This is a genomic window from Loigolactobacillus bifermentans DSM 20003 (genome assembly GCF_001434575.1).
GTDB lineage: Bacteria > Bacillota > Bacilli > Lactobacillales > Lactobacillaceae > Loigolactobacillus > Loigolactobacillus bifermentans.
Genome location: NZ_AZDA01000045.1, coordinates 1 through 18054 on the forward strand (window position 1 = coordinate 1; position 18054 = coordinate 18054).

An 18054-nucleotide genomic window follows, 5' to 3' on the forward strand; every position below is an offset into this window, starting at 1 on the left:
TAAGAAAAGCCCCACAATCATTAGACTTCTTGTCTAACAATTGTAGGGCACTTCAGAAGCTAACCAGGCCTTTTTAGTACCATATAAATACTGATAAATTTTAGGATAGTGTTGCGCCTGATTAAGCGTCTCTTGGACGTCCAAGCCACCGTATGCCCACATTAGACTGAGTTTACGGATCAAATGATAAGCCAGCCGTTGCGGACTTGTTTTTAATAAGCGCTGTTTTAAAGTACGTTTAATCAGTGCCTGCTTTTGTGCATACCCTTTTTGATGCTGCACCATACCAGTATCCGCATGACTACTGGAACCCTGAGTTTCAAAATTCCAACCTAACATAGTCCAAGTTAACGCTGGCATTTTTTGTGTCATCGGTTGATGATAGCCGTAATACTGCTCAATTTTAGGGCCAATTTGTAAACCACCTGCAAAGATCACCCCGACGACTGCTAGGCTCAGAACGGCTTTGCGCCAACCAAAGGAATGTTGCCATAACATAACGATTGCCAGTGCAATCAATAAAATAGCATTATTCCCTTTGATCCAAAAGGCCAGCCACAATGCAAGCCCCATGATCACCATTAAGCCATAACGCTTCACCGTACTTTTTGTTTGTTGATAACGTTCTAACAACCAAAGTGTTAAAACTGGAAATAAAACCGCTAAACCATCAGTATAGAAAAATAAGGCGTAACCATAAAATGGAAAATAGACGGCTGCTATTAGTAAACTAACCGTTGCAATTGCCAAGCCTAAATGCCGTTTTAAAAGTTGCCATAACATTGCAAACGTTAAATCGAGCCAAATGAACAAGGTGATATTTAACCCGATCCAACCGTTCACATGTAGCCACTTAAATCCCGCCAACAACCAATATTCAATTAATGTTAGTGGTACATTGTTTTCAGCTAACTCATGAAAATATGGAATCCACTGTCGTGAACCATGTAACATGTTTACCACTTGAAAACGCGTGTCCATCCCATCATAAATGTTATCTCCTAAAATATAAACCGCTAACCAAACCTGAATCATGACACTGATTATCGCAATCGCTAGGGCAATCTTTCGAGTGCGACTAGCTGATTGTCGTTGTAACCAACGCGCAAGATTTAACACCCCAAAACCAATCGCCAAAGTACCTAAAACCAAATAAAAGCGACTTAATAAAAACAAATGATGGTGATAAGCATCTGGAAACACCGCCACTGCCAATGGCATAATGGCAATCAACGCCAGTCCAAACAGAAGTAATATAAATTTTTCAAATCCTAATTGTTTTTTCAATTTTCTACCGTCCTAATAATAACCAGCGATTTATTCCGGGCAATTTACTAATCACATAAACGACCAAGTAACTCAAAACCATTAACACACACCAAGTTTCTACCGTTTGAATAGTAGCCGTTTCATGTTGTAAAAAGTGTATCCGAATTAAAATCAGGCTAAAAAACCGATGTACCAAAAAGACACCCATTGAAAGCTGCGCCAGCCGATACACTATAAAACGCAACCAATAAAAATGTAATGATATCTTCGTTGCTAAATAAACCAATCCCAAGCCACAAGGTAACAACAAAATATATTCATAAGGCATATTTAACTGACCACCATTGAAATGTGTGTAATCCGTAAATTGGAAAAAATACTGAGTTGCAACAATAATGCCGCTCAAGACTAAAGTCCCCGGTAAAACAAGCCAAACAGGCAACTTATGTTGTGCCGTTTTTAAAAGATAGCCTGCAAAAAAATAGGTTGCACTTAACGCACCAAAATAGGATAGGTCTAATTGCGAAACCGAAAAGCCGGTTTTACCTTGCGCATTAAAAAATAAATTAACCGTCGGAATCAACATGGTTTGACTCACAACTAACAGATAAATTCCCCATAACACTTTGCGTGGAAACTGTTTAACAGCACGTGCCACAAATGGTACGGCTAGATAAAGTCCGAGAATAGCTGGTATAAACCAATAATTCCAGAAATAATTCCCGATTCCTACTCGACCTTGTTGCGAAATAAAGGTCATATCCAAAAAAATTTGTAAGGGATCTAATCGTCGATGTAACCAAAACTTTAAAAAGACTGAGTAGCCTAGTACCCACGTTTCAAAGGTTAACAGCATGGGGATAAAGCGTCTCAAATAAAAGGTTTTAATGGCAGTTGATGAATCATAATTGCGATCTAGTAAAAAATAGCCCGATATGATAAAAAAGATAGGCACCCCAAAATGTCCAATTGCAATCATGGCGGCATTAAACCATTGTTCTGATATTGATAATTTTAAGAATTTAACTTTCTCAGGTAACGCATGACTGACAACAACACAACCAATCGCAAAAAAGCGCAGTAAATCCAAACCACTTTGACGGCCAATTAGTTTATCCTTCATCACTTTGACTCCCTTGTTGTTTTCTTTGCCAAATAATTAACCCCACCCAAATGATGAACATTAATGTGTTAATGACCCCACCCACACGTAATAATTGATTAAAAGTTGTTAACGCTTTTGTATTAAAATAAATTGATAAATAAACAAAAATTTCATTTATAAAAATAATGAATGTAAACCAGCCATATGTGGCCAATGATCGACTTAACGGCCACTCATTTTGCAACAACACCCATAAGATTACAAAACCCAACATTCCCATTTGATACCGTTCATGCTGGCCTGTTGTAAAGAAAAAGATAAAACCACTATAAATAGCACCAATCAACGCAATTGGTAAGTTTTGACGTTTTTGACGCCAATACTGTAAAAATAGTAAACAGAGTCCCCCAACAATCAAGATTAAAACGACAGTGTTAAACTGACTAAACGTAACACGGCCAAAAATGTGATTCGTCATTTTCAGACGTCGATACCACATTTGTGGCTTTAGGACACCTGCCCAACCATTAAAGGCATTCGCAAACAATTCTGGATATTGATTTAGACTACTGGTAATAACTTTGATAGGTAGTGTAATTTGGCGCATTGCAATCATAAATGGCAACCAACCTAAAATATTGACCCCAATCACAAGACAGACCGCATAAATTGTTTGACGCCATTTTGCTAATACCAGTAGCGTAAGTCCAAATAATGGCACTAAATAAAAAAATTGTAGTTTTGCCAAACAACCTAGACCAAACCAAAAACTTGCTAAATAAAAATGCCGTTGACTTAAATAATAAAAGCTTAAGACAATGAAAAAAATCAATGCCGTATCTAATTGTCCCCAAAAGGCAGCATTAAACCATAATGCTGGGTTGATCAATATTAAACTAGCTAAACCTAATCCCATTATCTTAGAATGCGACTTCCAATATACAAATGCTGCAATGAGCCAATGAAAAATCATAGCCTGAAATTTAATGGTTAGAAACGCACTGGCCAATTGATAGCCACTACCTTTACTTAAACTCAAATTAAAAAAATTGATAATTTTGCCAAATGGCCAAAACAGTGTCGGCAGAAGTGGTGGATAGTTAACTAGATAACCACCGGCATAATGCGGCTGATAGAGCTGTAGCCAACGACTTGCTGCAAGTTTAGCCCAGGGAAAATTATAGGTCAGAATATCAAATTTCCCCCAAAATGTGGCCGCACATAATGATTCCACAATAATGACACTTATCAATAAATATATTGACACTACTTTAATCATCTTTTGATGCATAATTGCTTCCCCACTCTTCATATTATGTTAACAGAATAGCACAGTCTGATTTTCAAATGGGAACCGTTTTTTTAAAATTATGATTGAAAAGCTATTTTAAAGCGGTTAATCTTAAAACATGCTATTTTACGAAAGGAACCCGCTTATGCAACTTTTTTTTCGGCGTTGTTTACTTGGCTTAACCGCCATTATACTTGGTCGTATCACCTGGTTTGCTTTTTTCAATCCAGTAGATCGCCAAATTAAGCTCCATTGGTTTCCACCCTTTAGCCTACTAATTTTCAGTCTGGTCATGGCTTGCATTTTGATTGCAATCAGTGGACTGCTAAAAAAATACGATTTGATCCATAAATGGTTTCAAATCGGTTTATTAGTTATTATACTTGGCGGTCAACTATGGTTAGGTTGGCATATTGTTGGTTTTGGTGCACTTGATCCTGCTGCAATCCGCCTACAAGCAACTGCACTGGCTCACGGTAGCCAACATTGGTTCCGCTATTTTTCTTGGTACCCAAATAACGTTAACATCACACTAATTTTTGCGGCTACCATGCACTTTTTAGGCATGAGCCAAGGTCTTATTTTCGGTCGTCTTTTAAATCTCATTGTGCTAGTTCACATTGATGGTGCGCTAGCGCTTGTCTGGTGGTGGTTCAAACGTCATCTGCACCCGATCAGCGCAACGATGACGTTGCTATTAAGTGGTTTATTTTTACCTATTACCGTTTACAGTTTGAATTATTATACCGACGGCATCGTCTTACTATATCCAATGCTGTGTTTTACTTGTCTTGATTTGGCCATGCAGCAAAAAAGATTATATCCTAAGCTCTTACTAACCAGCGGTGCTTTACTTAGTTTTACAATTGCGTATTTGATCAAGGGCAATACAATTGTTTTTGGTATTGCTAGCTTAATGGCACTCTTGTTAACACAACATCATCTACGTCAAATTAGTTACACCTTCATCGCCGCACTTATAGGTGTGGGCCTTTTATTAGGTGGTAGTGCACTTAGTCGACAAATCGCAACAAATTATGGCTATGATCCTAATCCTGCAAGTGCCTTTCCAACTGAATCCTGGACTTTAATGGGACTTAATAAAAAATCAAAAGGTGCGTTTTCACAAAAGGATATTAATAAAACGACGCGACTTGGCAGCGTTAAGAAAAATAAAAAAGCTGTAAAAAAAGCGCTTGATCGCCGATTAAAAAAGTTAGGAACCGATGGTTTATTCAAGCAGTTTCGACGCAAAACAATTACAATGTGGTCAACTGGTACAATGGGAATGCTTTTTTGGCCAGATCAGTTCACCAAATTACCTATCACTTTGCACCAACATCAAAAAGGCTGGCAAACATTACTGGCAAACATTGTCCAAATTATTTATATCAACTTACTTGGGTTTGCAATTTTTGCGTTATTAAGGGGCTTACGTCAGCCAACATTCCAACAAACTTTGTTCAGCCTTGGTATTTTAGGGATTTTCTTCTTGCACATTTTGTTTTGGGAGGTTGAAGCACGCTATGCCTTCCTGACCGTTCCGATTTTAATTGGGCTTGCGGCTTCGGGGATTGCGCAAGTACCAACCAATAAGCTAGCTCATCAGCCTATTTTAGTTTATACAAGCCTAAGTGCCTTGTTGCTCTGTCAATTTATAAACGCTGATCAGATTCGACCTTTACAAAAATACGATGCACAAACCAATCCTGTCATCACGCAAAATGTACCTGGCTATTTTCAAATGAGTCACTTGGTGTTAGCGCCAGGACAAACTTATCAGCAAACATTAAATATTCCAAATCGGTATAATCGATTTGTTGCTAGCGATTTAGCCAAGAGTGGCCCAACACTTCGAATAACCTTACAAAAGGCTAAACAGCAGTGGTCCAACCAGATTCCTGGTAAAATCCAGCTCAAGCATGTTAATCCAGCTGGTAAATATCAATTGATATTACATAATAGTGGCACTTGGCCTTTAAATTTATCGCTTGCACATAGCCCGTATCTTAAGCTTGCAACGACTGCGCTTAAACCAAACTATTACGTCAAATATCGTGTTCAGTTACATCATAAACAACCACTGATAACGCCAACTACGTATCGCAATTTATTTATGGGTACCAGTGCTAGTATTGGTTTAATATTAATTGGTTTCACCTATTTGAGACGTAAATCAACGTAAACTAAAAACCAATTGGCGAGATTGCCAATTGGTTTTTTTATCACATTTATCTACCACTTTTCTACGACTAAGCATCATTTGTTAATATTGGTAAATATTGCGTTACACCATCAACAACTGCAACCAACCAGATATAATTTGATTCTTTGACAATACTTGTATAGTCAATTGATTCTCCAATTTGATATTCCTTAATTACTGTTGCTGCTAAGTCAAGCGCACTGTAGGCTTTACACGGCATATCGAACGTCCATTGACCAAACATTGGAATAATTGACGTTGGAACAGTCTCTCCGGTATTTTTTAAAACAGCAATATACTCTGTTGAACCAGTTGTTGGTTGATATTCTAGCCAAATAAGCTGATTTGCAACTTTAACACCTGTGAAATGAATTTTATCCCCGGCCTGATAAGTTGCCAATACATCTGATGTCGTAGCAGTTTCTGAATAGCTATAAAATGTATCATCAAACGACCAATCTCCAGATAAAGGAAGTAAAGAGGTTGCAATCTCCGCACCACCTTCAGTCAAAACAGCAATATATTGCATCGCACTATTTGCAGGTTGATATTCTAACCAAATTTTATTCTCAGCTACCGTTAACCCTGTATATTGAATAATTTGATTAGCATGATACGTGTCTAAGCGATCAGCTGTGATACTTGCTGATGCATAACCATAAAATGGTGCATAAAAAGTCCAGCTACCAGTCATTGGTAAGATTGAAGTTGCAATTGACTTCCCCGCATCAGTTAACACCGCAATATATTGGGTTGCACCTGAGGTAGGTTTGTATTCAATCCAAATTTTATTTTCACCAACTTTGGTCCCTGTGTAATGAATTTCATCGCCATCCTGATAAGTCGCTAATTTTTCGGAAGTTGTATCGGCTGCGGCATAACCATAATAAGTGGCATGGAAAGTCCAGTTACCTGATAGCGGAATAATCGACGTGCCAATACCACCGCCACTTTCAGTTAAAACAGCCGTGTATTGATCAATGCCGGCGGCTGACTGATTCTTAAGCCAAATATCGCCACCAGCAACGACCGTGCCCGTGTAATCAATCACGTCCCCGGCTTCATATGTGGTGACTACTTCAGCGGAAGCTTCCGCCGCAGCACGCGCATAAAACGGTGCGTAAAAAGTCCAGGTCCCTGTTTCCGGAATAATGTCCTGATCATCAGCCTGCTCAGCATCACTTGTCTCAGATGCCAGCGGTTGACTGCCTGAATCTGTCACTGTTGCCGCTGATACGTCTGTGGTTGCATCGGCTAAGTTGGAGCTACTCGTTTCATTTACAGCACGAACCGTTTCCTGATCGACGATTGTGTGATCATCGGCTGTATCAGAGGTTGTCGTTTGAGTGGCTGTACTGGCATCAGATATGGCTGGTGTTTGTGCCTCTGCCGTCGCCTCGGCCAAGTCAGGACTGCTCGTTTCATTCACAGCACGAACGGTTGCTTGCTCAGTGGTTGTGTGATCACCGGCTGTATCAGGTTTCGTTGTTTGGGTTGCTGTATCGGTCTCAGGTACAACTAGTGATTGTGCCGCATCGCTTGCAACTGCCGCTGAATCTGCACCAATATAGGCATCGCTTTCATTCTTTGAATCACTGCTTTGGTTCTCTGAATCAGTGGGTGTAGTTAAATTTTGATCAGTTGTCGCGGAAACAGTTGGTACGGTTGAGTCCGTCGCAGGTTGCGTCGCGACTAGCATGGTAGCCGGATCAGCTGTGGTTGTCACGCTGTCTGCTTTAACGTGGCCCGCACAAATTGCCAAAGTGAACGGGCAAGCTAACAAAAGACTAATTTTTGTTAGTTTCATAATCATGTCACTCCTTACTAAATTAAGTTTTAAAATATTTGTTCATTAATTTCTTATAATCATCATAATATATTAACGAAATTCACAAAACAAATATACAACTCAAAATAAAAAGAACCCAGCTTGCACTGGATTCAATGTTAACAACTTTATTTTTCCTGCGCCCACTTCGCGGCATACTGTTTTCCGGCGACTAAATCATACTGAATCAACTGATAATCGTGATACAGTTGCTTTTGGTGGGGGGTTAATTGATTGGTGCTAACGGCTTGGCCGTTTTGCGCCACAAACAAATTGCCACCGTTAAAACTGTTCACCTTGCTATCGGCGGTGTTGGTGGTCATGGCCGGTAGGTCTTGCGTCACCTTGGTGAGCAAGGCGTAGTATGGCGTGACTTTCAACTTATCATTGGACAAAGCCAAGGCTGGGAAGGAATAGGCGCTGACCAATTGGTGGGTTTTCGTCAGTTTATGCGACTGATTATTATAAATAAAATAATCAGTTTCATGTAACTGAATTGGATTGGTGGTCATCAAGCTGGTTTTATACAGCGATGGTAAATGATCACCATACCACACCACGGTAACCGGCTTTTTAATGTTGTCCACCTTGTGGATAAACTGTTTTAGCGCTTGATCAGTGTAGTGAATACCTTGTACGTAGGTTTGGACATTATCCCGCCGGTTGCTATCAAAGGCATTACCCGTAATGTTAAACGTGCCTTGCCCGTAATAATTGGCGTACGGCATGTGATTTTGCATGGTGGATAACTGAACAAATTTCGAGCCTTTTTGGGGTTGTTTGATTACTTTTAAGGCCTGTGCATAAGCTGACGCATCCGACACATAGGGACTACTCCCCAAGGGGTGTTGATAAGTCAGCTGATCTGCGCTGCCTTGGTAATAAAACTGTTGAAAACCAAACTTTTTAAACACCTGCTTGCGGTTATACAAGGTGGCATTATACGGATGAATGGCGATCCGGTGGTCAAAAAGCTGTGGAAAAGCCGGGGCAATTTTTTGCTTTGGCACCAGCTGGGTATAAGGCGTGGCAACAGTATTGGATAAATTGCTTAACGCTAACCCGGTTAAGGACTGCCATTCCATATTGGCCGTACCGCCGCCATACCCTTGGCTGAGCATTAACCCGGACGTGGTTTGTTGCTTCAGTTGCGTTAAATACGGTATCGGGTTCGGTTTGACTTGCAGCCCCGGCACCCGATTGGGATCACTAAAACTTTCACTAAGCACAAACAAAATCGTTTGATTTTTCAAAGTTTGTGAGCGCGTCCGATTTAATTTTTGGGCCACATGATCGTACTTACGCATTAACTGGTTGATCGTGGCCTGTGAATAACCAGCCGGTTGAGCCATGGCCGTGGTATTCAAATTTTCAATGAACTGTACCACTGGGCCATTGTTCCGAGCACTGCTATTTTGATTTAAATAAAACGGCGTGACACCAAAGGCCTGAAAAATCACGCCCGCAAACGAACTGCTTTGATTGGCCCAATAAGTTGACCCTAATAACAAACTCAGCGCAACCACCGCCAGTGCTCGTGGCCGCCAAGACCGCTGGTACAGTCCGCCTAAATGCCGTTGCAACACGAGACTGGCCGCAATCAGCACTACCAGTACCACCCCAGCCCCGATCAAAAGGAGCGGCGATACCATTTGAAAGACATCTTGTAAGGCGCTTAGGGATGTGAGATCACTAGGTAAAATCGGTTCATCCCGCAACCGAATTTTCATAAATTCAGACACGGTGATCAACACGGATAGCCCGCTGGTCAGCAACAGCGCTGGCCAAAAGCGATTCATTAAGGCAAAAAGCAAATAAAATACGCCTATAAAAAGTAAGGTATTTAACAGCCAGCGGTTATAATATTGTGTGAAAAAGGTGTGCAATAGGACCCAATTCCAAGGCAAAAACGTTAAGCGAATAATGATCATTTGGCTAAACGTCAGCACCAGCCCTGTGCCAATGGCCAACAGTAGCCGCCAGTTCTCCCGCGCTAACCGTTGGACCAGTGCCGGTGCCTTTAAAAAGTCGCTGGCCTGCTGAATCGTCAGTCGGGTCAACCAGCGTTGAATGACTGGGAGGTGCGCACCGGCCATTAAGACTGCGGTAACGATGCCCACAATGGCGATGAACAAACCAGTCGCCCCTAGCATCAGCAGCCACCATTCACCGGCTAGTAAATTTGCTGGCACATGCAAGTTTTTATCTAAGCGAAACCCCACTTCCGGTAACGTCGCCAACACATAACTGACAAATGCCAACCAATTGGGCCAACGCCGTAGCTGCAAGCTTTGCCAATGCTGCTGGGCAATCCCGATCAGGCCACCAAATAAGGCTAAACTAAACAACGCCATATTTAACTGCTGCGGTGCATAAAAGCGGCCCGTCAAGTTAGCAGCCGTTTGGTGAATCGGATTCAGCCACGCTGTACCCCCGGCTAAAACCAAGGTAACCAGCATGATTCCGCTGGTTAGGCGCGATTTGGTGAGCCAGCGTAATTCCCCTTGAGCGAACAATTGGCCTAACAAAAATAGGCTCCCTGTCCACAGAGGATCATTGGCAGTTTGAATCCCCCATAACGGCTGCCCAAAGAGAAAGGGCAAGCCTAGCATGAACACCAATAATACCAGCGTGAACACATGCCGAGCTTGTGCTGTTAACCGTTGATACTGGCGGGCAATCAACGGGCCGGCCAAATACCAGCCTACTAGCCCTGTGGCCCACGGAAACCGATTGGAACTAAACGGTAGCCAAGGCAACCAGAGATCGCGAGCGGACAATTCGTGAAAGCTTAAGCCGACTACCACGGCGCTGATCAACCCAGCACCGACTAAATAATAGCCGAAGTGACCGAGCTGACGCCACGGCTGCCCGGTGGGTGTGGCGCGATAGCCTAAATACAGTGCCAACAGATTTAAGCCCACACTACTGATCAGCACCATTAGCCAATAGGCCAAGTAACGGCTAGTGGACTGCACCATAATCGGTGGTGTGACACTATTGACCAGCACCAAATGCCAGGCCAGTAAACACCCTGCCACTAATGGGATCAAGGGCAACGGTGATTTTGTTACAACAGTTTGCTTTTTCATGATACCCCCCAAAATAAACGCATTCCTTCTTATTATACGTATTTAAGGCAAAAAAATAACGCCAAATCGGCGTTATTTTGAAATTCGCATTTAGAATTTGCCAGCAGCCTTAATGAAGGCTTTGTATAAGCCTTCTGGACGTTCTGGACGTGAAATAAATTCTGGATGGTATTGGCAAGCGACGAAGAAGTCGTTTTCTGGTAATTCAACGATTTCAACCAACCGGTTGTCAGGTGAAACCCCAGAGAAGACTAAGCCTTTGCTGGCTAATAAATCACGGTAGTCATTGTTAAATTCATAACGATGACGATGACGTTCTTGGATCTCAGGCACATTGTTGTAAGCCGCTGCTGCAACAGAACCTGCCTTTAAGTCACAAGGATACAAGCCTAAGCGCAACGTGCCACCTAAGTTTTCCGTAGCGTTTTGGTCAGCCATTAATGAGATCACTGGTTGGGTGGTGTCTGGGCGGGTTTCAGTTGAACCAGCGTCCTTTAAGCCAGCCACGTTCCGGGCAAATTCAACACAGGCCATTTGCATGCCTAAGCAGATGCCTAAGAATGGCAAGTTGTTTTCACGGGCATAACGAATCGCCGCAATTTTACCTTCAAGCCCACGATCACCAAAGCCACCTGGGACTAACAGGCCGTCAGCGTCGCCTAAAATTTGGGCCACATTGCCATCATTAACCGTTTCAGCGTTGATCCGTGTAACTTCAATGTCTGAATCAAAAGCATAACCAGCATGCTTCAAGGCTTCAACGACTGAAATGTAAGCATCCTTTAATTCAACGTATTTCCCAACTAACACGATCTTAGTGGTTTGCTTTAAGTGTTGCACTTTTTCGATCAAGTTCGACCAATCGCTTAAATCAGCCTTTGGTGCTTCTAACCCAAAGTGGTTTAAGACGAAATCGTCCATGCCTTGTGCTTGTAAGTTTAATGGAATTTGATACAACGTATCGACATCTAATGATTCAATCACGGCTTCTGGCTTCACATCACAGAACAAGGCGATTTTCTTACGCATATCTTCTGTAATTGGTTTTTCAGAACGAACCACCAAAATATCAGGTTGAACCCCCATCCCACGCAATTCTTTAACAGAATGTTGGGTTGGCTTGGTTTTCATTTCACCAGCAGCACGTAAGTAAGGAATTAAAGTGGCATGAACGTATAAGACGTTGTCTTGGCCCACTTCAGCCTTCATTTGACGAATGGCTTCAACGAATGGCAAGGATTCAATATCCCCAACCGTCCCACCAATTTCAGTGATAATAATATCAGAATCAGTGGTTTTCGCAGCCCGCATGATTTTTTCTTTCAATGCGTCTGTAATGTGTGGAATGACCTGAACCGTCGCACCTAAGTAGTCACCGTTCCGTTCTTTTTGTAAGACTTCGCTATAGATCTTACCTGTTGTAACATTTGAGTATTGGTTTAAACTTTCATCAATAAACCGTTCGTAGTGACCAAGGTCAAGATCCGTTTCTGCGCCATCGTCCGTGACGAAAACTTCACCGTGTTGGTAAGGATTCATGGTGCCGGGGTCAACGTTAATATAGGGATCAAATTTTTGGATGGTTACCTTTAAACCTCGATTTTTCAACAAACGTCCTAGGGATGCGGCAACGATCCCTTTACCGAGAGAAGAAACAACACCGCCGGTTACAAAGATATACTTGGTCATATCAAAACTCCTTCTTTATCTATAATGATGGTTTTTACCGAACAAACTAATTGGGAAGCCTCGACGCAACAAAATTAAAAAGACTCCCCATTCCAGCGAACGGGGAGCCAAATCATCGAACCACTGGCTTTACCACCTTAGCAGTAAAGCGCCCAAGCAATATAATACATGGAAACCAGTTTGGCGTCAAGCGCATTGGCAAATGATTTTCAAAGTCATTTTCTTAAGTAGCAGCAGTTAAAATGCGCCTACAAAAAAATAGCTGAGTCGCCTCAACTATTTGACATTAAGCTTCATCATCGTCGTCATCAAAATCATCGTCATCCGCATCAAATTCTGACAATTCACCTTCCATGCCATCTGGCAAGTCGGCTTCATCATCCGCATCGTCTGCATCATCACCAAGATCGGTGGCATACTTATCGGCATTTCCCACAACAGCGTCACCGTCTTCGGCATCGTCATCATCGTCGTAATTGCCTTCATCTGCTAAATCAGAATCATCATTATCGTCATCTTCTGGATCATCATCGTTGTAATCAATGACATCGTCATCGTCTGCAACGTCGGCCAAGAAGGCGTTGACTTTCTTACGCCGCTTACGTTTTGGTTGATCTTCCTCATCTTCAGGATGGTTAACCTCTTCGTCAACGGAATCATAAGGGTACCAGGAACGCAAACCCCAGACGTTTTCACCTAAAGAAATAAAGCTGCCGTCAACGTTAAGATCCGTATAAAATTGGGAAAGACGAGCCCGAACTTCAGCATCACTTTCACCTAAATAATTCTGAATCGCATTCACTAAATCTGCAAATGGCAACACATCGCCTTTTTGCTCTAAAATAGCATGTGCCACTTCGATCATTGATAATTCGTTTTTCTTTTGTCCTTTAAAAACGTCGAGTTCCAACAGGTACACGTCCTTTCAGCAGTCTATCCTAAATAATACGCGTTTTTTTTTAAAAAGGCAACACTAAAAGGCAATTTACCAAAGTAGATTGCCCAGTGCTGCTGTATGCCAAATTCAATGTTAGTTGTCTGCCTGATCAATTTCAGCCATCATGCTATCTAGGTCGACAGATGGCGAATTTTCACGAGCAAGTGCCTGTTGCAGTTGCCCGTTCATGACCAAGGCAATGGTTTCTTGTTGCGCAGCCGCCTCACGTTTGCGAATGCGTAACAGCGCCCGAATCGCGGCAGTTCCGATTGCGTTTGACGCGTGGTTAACCTGCTTAGGATTCATGACGGCCCCTTCTTGCTGATCAAAATCAGGCTGTGAAAACCAAATGCAACCGATAATCCCCTAAGTGATCGTTGCCCGCAAATAATTGATAGGCCACGTAGATTTCCCCGGAAACCGGCCGATTCTTGATCCGCACATCTAACCGTGGGGTGACGGTTTCAATGGGAATTTCACCGTAAGGCGTTTGATACCGGGCAATCACGCGGGTATTGCGACTAAATCGTAAATGTAGGCGTTGGCCGCTGGTCACATCTCCGCGGGTCAATTTCAGATCGCCATCTGGTTCAATTTTTAAAGTGACTGGGATCAAGCTGTGATCATCTTCGGACGTTTCTTTATAACGAATATATAAAGTTTGGCCCATTTGGACAAGTTGCCCCTGTTCATCAAAAACATGCTGCGTTGCATCACCATCTTGTGTCACAACGGTTTCCAAATGAATTGCAATTGGTAAACCAGTTGAAATATCCATTTCGCCAAACCTCGCTTTCTTTGATTTGTGATTAGACCTATTATAAATCAAAATTGGTCAAAGTTAAACGGAAAAGGTCTTTCAACTGCTGCTGCGCTCGCCAAAGACTTTTCCACAGTTTAAAGTTATAATAGAAAGCAATCATTATTCAGTAAAGGTGGCCGATAACATGGCTTATCAACAACATTTAAGCCGCGAGAAAGTTTTTCGTGACCCTGTGCATAACTACATTCACGTCCCTGATCAGTTGATCTTGGACTTAATTAATACCAAAGAATTTCAGCGGCTGCGTCGGATCAAACAGTTGGGCACCGCCTTGTTTACCTTTCACGGCGCGGAACACAGTCGTTTTGGTCATTCATTAGGCGTTTATGAAATTGCCCGCCAGATCTGTGAGAATTTTGCCCGCAATTATCCCACTAAAACCCCTGGTGACGGCGGTTGGGACAATTCAGAGCGCTTAGTGGTGCTGTGCGCCGCTTTGCTGCACGACATTGGTCATGGGGCCTACTCCCATACATTTGAACATATTTTTCACACGGATCATGAAGCCTTAACCGTTAAAATTCTCACCTCTCCTGAAACAGAGGTGAATCAAGTATTGCGGCAAGTGAGTGATGAATTTCCCCAACAAGTGGCCAGTGTGATCACCCATGATTACCCTAACCCGCAAGTGGTCCAGATCATTTCCAGCCAAATCGACGCCGATCGGATGGATTACTTGTTACGCGACTCCTACCTCACCGGTACCGAATACGGTAAATTTGATTTAACGCGGATCTTGCGGGTGATGCGCCCGTATCAAGATGGGATCTCCTTTGCCATGGATGGCATGCACGCCGTTGAAGACTATGTGCTCAGTCGCTTTCAAATGTACTTACAGGTTTATTTCCATCCCGTTTCCCGCGCCATGGAAGTGATTTTGGAACACCTGTTACAGCGGGCTAAATATCTGTACGAACACCAACAGCTGGACGCTGCTTTCGTACCTTACTTGCTGGTGCCTTTTCTGGAAAACGACTTTACCTTAAACGACTATTTAAATTTAGATGACGGTGTCCTGACGACTTACTTTATTCAATGGCAAAGCGCCTCTGATCCAATTTTAAGTGATTTGGCCCAACGCTTCTTAAACCGCCGGCCCTTTAAATCTGCCCAAGTCACCCCAGCAACCGTTCACCTGTTACCTGAGCTCAAGCGCTTAGTAGCCGCCGTGGGTTACGATGCCGACTACTACACCGCGATTAACAACAGTTTCGATTTACCCTATGACGCTTATGATCCACATGCGGCAAATCCCAAAACCCAAATTGAAATCAGCCAACCCGACGGCAGTTTGATCGAGTTATCCACCTTAAGCGACGTGGTGGCTGCCATTAGCGGTAAAATGACCGGCGACGAACGTTTCTTCTTCCCTAAGGAAATGTTGGCCGAAACCACGGACAATTTATTTGCCAGCACTTATCAAGAATTTCAGCATCATATTTTAAATGATGCGTTGATTGACTAACTTAAAATAGGCGTTGCACTCATCACCGAGTGCAACGCCTATTATTATTTAATCATATTCAGCTTGGGGCCGTTTCACCCACTGCTCCAGCGCCCAACGATGGGTTGGCCGCTTTAACTTGGTTAACGCTTCTTCAATCGGCAACCATAAAATACGGTTAAAGTCGCCTTCTAATGGTGCCTGGGTTTTACGATAGTTTTTACCAGCGTAGAAATGGGCCGGGTGATAAAAGCCTTGCTGGCGAAAGGTTGAATAAAAATATTCGCTAGCCGTGCCTAAATAACGGGAAAAATCCACCACCCCGCCAGTTTCTTCCACCAATTCTCGGGTAATGGTTGCCACATCTGTCTCACCCGACTCGATGCCGCCACCTGGTAACAAAAAAGTCTGATTGGGCGGGGAGACGATCAAAATCTGAGTCTCCGTTTCATCAGGAATCACCATATACGCCCCAACACGTCGTTGATAGTCGATGTCAGGATTTTTTTCACCAAACACAATTTCATCATGCATCGCTGTGAGCCCCCTTATTGGCCTACTTTGCCTTACATTATAGAACAGGTCTCAGGCAAATGAAACCAAAAAAAGCACACCAACCCTTGTCAGTGCGCCTCGCCAAACTATTTTTGAATGTTGTCTAATTCTTTCATCTTTTCAGTTCGCAATTGACCACAGGCTGCGTCAATTTCTGTGCCGAATTCTTTACGGATCACCACATTAATGCCGTTTTTCTTTAAAACGTCATAAAAGGCCATCACCCGTTTTTTAGGGCTGCGCGAATACTGATCATGTTCAGCCACTGGGTTGTACGGAATCAAGTTCACGTAAGCCAAGTGCCGAATATCTTTCAGCAAGTTCGCCAATTCATGGGCTTCTTCAGGATGATCATTGACATCGTTTAACATAATGTATTCAAAGGTGATCCGGCGGTTGGTTTTATCTAAGTAATAATGAATGGCGTCAAATAACTTGGTTAAATTCCAAGTTCGGTTGATCCGCATAATACGGCTGCGCAATTCGTCGTTCGGTGCATGCAATGAGATTGCTAAGTTGACTTGAGAATCACGATCCGCAAAGTCGCGAATCTTGTTGGCCAAGCCGCTGGTGGAAACCGTAATGTGCCGTGCACCAATGGCCAAGCCTTTTTGGTCGTTAACAATATCTAAAAAGCCCATCACATTATCAAAGTTATCAAATGGTTCACCGATGCCCATCACCACAATGTGACTGACCCGTTCGCCTTCGCCTTGATCATCTAAATAATGTTGGATCTGTAAAACTTGGGCCACGATTTCACCGGTGGTTAAGTCCCGTTGCTTTTTCACCAAACCGCTGGCGCAGAAGGTACACCCAATATTACAGCCGACTTGCGTGGTCACGCACACGGACAAGCCATAATCATGACGCATCAGCACCGTTTCGATCATTAATTCGTCACTTAATTGGAATAAATATTTTGTCGTTTGATGGTCTTTCGCTTCTTGGACCACCAAAGGCTTTAACGGGCTAAACGTAAAGGTTGCCGCCATTTGCGCCACCAAAGCTTTGGACAAGTTCGACATGTCTTCAAAGGCGCGGACACGTTTCACATATAACCAGTCCCAAATTTGGGTGGCACGAAACTTCTTTTCACCATTTTCCACCAACCAGTCCTGTAACGCTGGTTTGGTTAAACTGTATATCGATGTTTTTTGCATAATTTCCTCACTATTCCGTTGTCTTCTTCAAGGTAACATACTATGCTAAATTCTGGTTTCTGACAAGTTATTCCTTTCCCCGGATTTCAATTATTGCTATGATGGAGGAAAAGAAAGGTGTGTTTTTCATGTTAACAGAATTTCGCGAGTTTATCATGCGTGGCAATGTCATGGACTTGGCAGTTGGGGTTATTATTGGTGGCGCCTTTACCACCATTGTTAAATCCTTAACCACCAACTTGATCAACCCGATTCTCGGCTTAGTGGTTGGGAAAGTGGATCTATCCAGCATTATCCTCACGATTGGACCAGCGCGTTTCAAAGTCGGCCTGTTTTTAAATGATATTATTAATTTCCTGATTATTGCGTTTGTGGTTTTCTTACTGATCAAAGGTCTTAAGAAAGTCCAAACCTTGGGCCATCACGAAGCTGAAACAGAAGCCGAACCAGAACCTACGCAAACTGAACTTTATTTAAAGGAAATTCGTGACTTATTGGCTGAACAAGATAAACAAGCTTAGTCACCAGCGAAGTGCCCACCTGGTAGTTCCTTTAAGAATCCCACACAAAAAGCGGCTGTCACGCTGGTCACTTCAGTGTGAAGTGCAATAGAAAAGTTAGACAATTTAGATTTTGAATTAAGCAATCATGG

Annotated in this window: 14 protein-coding genes; 3 read left to right on the forward strand and 11 right to left on the reverse strand. The window is 42.7% G+C overall.

What is annotated here, in order from left to right; genetic code table 11:
• Positions 1 to 33 precede the first annotated feature (33 nt).
• Genes FC07_RS06440 through FC07_RS06450 form a run of 3 tightly spaced genes read right to left on the reverse strand, consistent with a single transcriptional unit; the run spans position 34 to position 3665 of the window.
• Entirely contained in the window at positions 34 to 1287 is a 1254-nt protein-coding gene (locus tag FC07_RS06440) for a glycosyltransferase family 39 protein (RefSeq protein WP_057904306.1), read from the reverse strand.
• A gap of 4 nt (positions 1288 to 1291) precedes the next feature.
• On the reverse strand, positions 1292 to 2392 hold the full coding sequence (locus FC07_RS06445) for an acyltransferase (RefSeq protein ID WP_057904307.1): 1101 nt from the start codon (positions 2390 to 2392) through the stop codon (positions 1292 to 1294).
• A complete protein-coding gene (locus FC07_RS06450) occupies positions 2382 to 3665 on the reverse strand; it encodes a glycosyltransferase 87 family protein (RefSeq protein WP_057904308.1) in 1284 nt (427 codons plus the stop codon). Before FC07_RS06450 ends, FC07_RS06445 begins: the two co-directional genes overlap by 11 nt.
• A 145-nt stretch (positions 3666 to 3810) precedes the next feature.
• Between FC07_RS06450 and FC07_RS06455 the strand changes: the two genes are divergently transcribed.
• Positions 3811 to 5850: a glycosyltransferase family protein gene (locus FC07_RS06455; protein WP_057904309.1), complete on the forward strand. Its 2040-nt coding sequence runs from the start codon at positions 3811 to 3813 to the stop codon at positions 5848 to 5850.
• A gap of 67 nt (positions 5851 to 5917) precedes the next feature.
• Here the strand turns inward: FC07_RS06455 and FC07_RS06460 are convergent, their stop codons facing one another.
• From FC07_RS06460 to FC07_RS06485, 6 genes are all read right to left on the reverse strand, one after another.
• Complete coding sequence (locus tag FC07_RS06460; protein WP_057904310.1) at positions 5918 to 7678, reverse strand: hypothetical protein; 1761 nt, start codon at positions 7676 to 7678, stop codon at positions 5918 to 5920.
• Positions 7679 to 7827: 149 nt separating this feature from the next.
• On the reverse strand, positions 7828 to 10791 hold the full coding sequence (locus FC07_RS06465; RefSeq protein ID WP_057904311.1) for an alkaline phosphatase family protein: 2964 nt from the start codon (positions 10789 to 10791) through the stop codon (positions 7828 to 7830).
• Positions 10792 to 10881: 90 nt separating this feature from the next.
• On the reverse strand, positions 10882 to 12480 hold the full coding sequence (locus FC07_RS06470; RefSeq protein ID WP_057904312.1) for a CTP synthase: 1599 nt from the start codon (positions 12478 to 12480) through the stop codon (positions 10882 to 10884).
• A gap of 286 nt (positions 12481 to 12766) precedes the next feature.
• Positions 12767 to 13390, reverse strand: coding sequence for a DNA-directed RNA polymerase subunit delta (rpoE, locus tag FC07_RS06475; RefSeq protein WP_057904313.1), 624 nt, complete (start codon positions 13388 to 13390; stop codon positions 12767 to 12769).
• Between the two features lie 120 nt (positions 13391 to 13510).
• On the reverse strand, positions 13511 to 13723 hold the full coding sequence (locus FC07_RS06480; RefSeq protein ID WP_057904314.1) for a hypothetical protein: 213 nt from the start codon (positions 13721 to 13723) through the stop codon (positions 13511 to 13513).
• Positions 13724 to 13748: 25 nt separating this feature from the next.
• A complete protein-coding gene (locus tag FC07_RS06485; protein ID WP_057904315.1) occupies positions 13749 to 14195 on the reverse strand; it encodes a YwiB family protein in 447 nt (148 codons plus the stop codon).
• A 169-nt stretch (positions 14196 to 14364) separates the two neighbouring features.
• Between FC07_RS06485 and FC07_RS06490 the strand changes: the two genes are divergently transcribed.
• The gene (locus tag FC07_RS06490) at positions 14365 to 15705 is read left to right on the forward strand and encodes an HD domain-containing protein (RefSeq protein WP_057904316.1); all 1341 of its coding nucleotides are present in this window, start codon (positions 14365 to 14367) and stop codon (positions 15703 to 15705) included.
• A 48-nt stretch (positions 15706 to 15753) separates the two neighbouring features.
• Here the strand turns inward: FC07_RS06490 and FC07_RS06495 are convergent, their stop codons facing one another.
• Both FC07_RS06495 and rlmN read right to left on the reverse strand, forming a co-directional pair.
• The gene (locus tag FC07_RS06495) at positions 15754 to 16218 is read right to left on the reverse strand and encodes an NUDIX hydrolase (RefSeq protein WP_057904317.1); all 465 of its coding nucleotides are present in this window, start codon (positions 16216 to 16218) and stop codon (positions 15754 to 15756) included.
• 107 nt (positions 16219 to 16325) lie between these two features.
• Positions 16326 to 17402, reverse strand: coding sequence for a dual-specificity RNA methyltransferase RlmN (gene rlmN / locus FC07_RS06500; protein ID WP_057904318.1), 1077 nt, complete (start codon positions 17400 to 17402; stop codon positions 16326 to 16328).
• A 128-nt stretch (positions 17403 to 17530) separates the two neighbouring features.
• On the opposite strand from rlmN, the gene mscL reads away from it, so the two are divergent.
• Positions 17531 to 17923 carry a large-conductance mechanosensitive channel protein MscL gene (gene mscL, locus FC07_RS06505; RefSeq protein ID WP_057904319.1) on the forward strand — a complete coding sequence of 131 codons (393 nt, stop codon included), beginning with the start codon at positions 17531 to 17533 and terminating at the stop codon, positions 17921 to 17923.
• The last annotated feature ends 131 nt before the right edge of the window (positions 17924 to 18054 follow it).

What these genes read in the sequence shown, in the direction of transcription:
- FC07_RS06495 (WP_057904317.1), bottom strand. Translation starts at nt 16,218, where the DNA reads ATGCATGATGAAATTGTGTTTGGTGAAAAAAATCCTGACATCGACTAT.
- FC07_RS06480 (WP_057904314.1), bottom strand. Translation starts at nt 13,723, where the DNA reads ATGAATCCTAAGCAGGTTAACCACGCGTCAAACGCAATCGGAACTGCC.
- rlmN (WP_057904318.1), bottom strand. Translation starts at nt 17,402, where the DNA reads ATGCAAAAAACATCGATATACAGTTTAACCAAACCAGCGTTACAGGAC.
- FC07_RS06485 (WP_057904315.1), bottom strand. Translation starts at nt 14,195, where the DNA reads ATGGATATTTCAACTGGTTTACCAATTGCAATTCATTTGGAAACCGTT.
- mscL (WP_057904319.1), top strand. Translation starts at nt 17,531, where the DNA reads ATGTTAACAGAATTTCGCGAGTTTATCATGCGTGGCAATGTCATGGAC.
- FC07_RS06450 (WP_057904308.1), bottom strand. Translation starts at nt 3,665, where the DNA reads ATGCATCAAAAGATGATTAAAGTAGTGTCAATATATTTATTGATAAGT.
- FC07_RS06465 (WP_057904311.1), bottom strand. Translation starts at nt 10,791, where the DNA reads ATGAAAAAGCAAACTGTTGTAACAAAATCACCGTTGCCCTTGATCCCA.
- FC07_RS06490 (WP_057904316.1), top strand. Translation starts at nt 14,365, where the DNA reads ATGGCTTATCAACAACATTTAAGCCGCGAGAAAGTTTTTCGTGACCCT.
- FC07_RS06470 (WP_057904312.1), bottom strand. Translation starts at nt 12,480, where the DNA reads ATGACCAAGTATATCTTTGTAACCGGCGGTGTTGTTTCTTCTCTCGGT.
- FC07_RS06460 (WP_057904310.1), bottom strand. Translation starts at nt 7,678, where the DNA reads ATGAAACTAACAAAAATTAGTCTTTTGTTAGCTTGCCCGTTCACTTTG.
- FC07_RS06445 (WP_057904307.1), bottom strand. Translation starts at nt 2,392, where the DNA reads ATGAAGGATAAACTAATTGGCCGTCAAAGTGGTTTGGATTTACTGCGC.
- FC07_RS06455 (WP_057904309.1), top strand. Translation starts at nt 3,811, where the DNA reads ATGCAACTTTTTTTTCGGCGTTGTTTACTTGGCTTAACCGCCATTATA.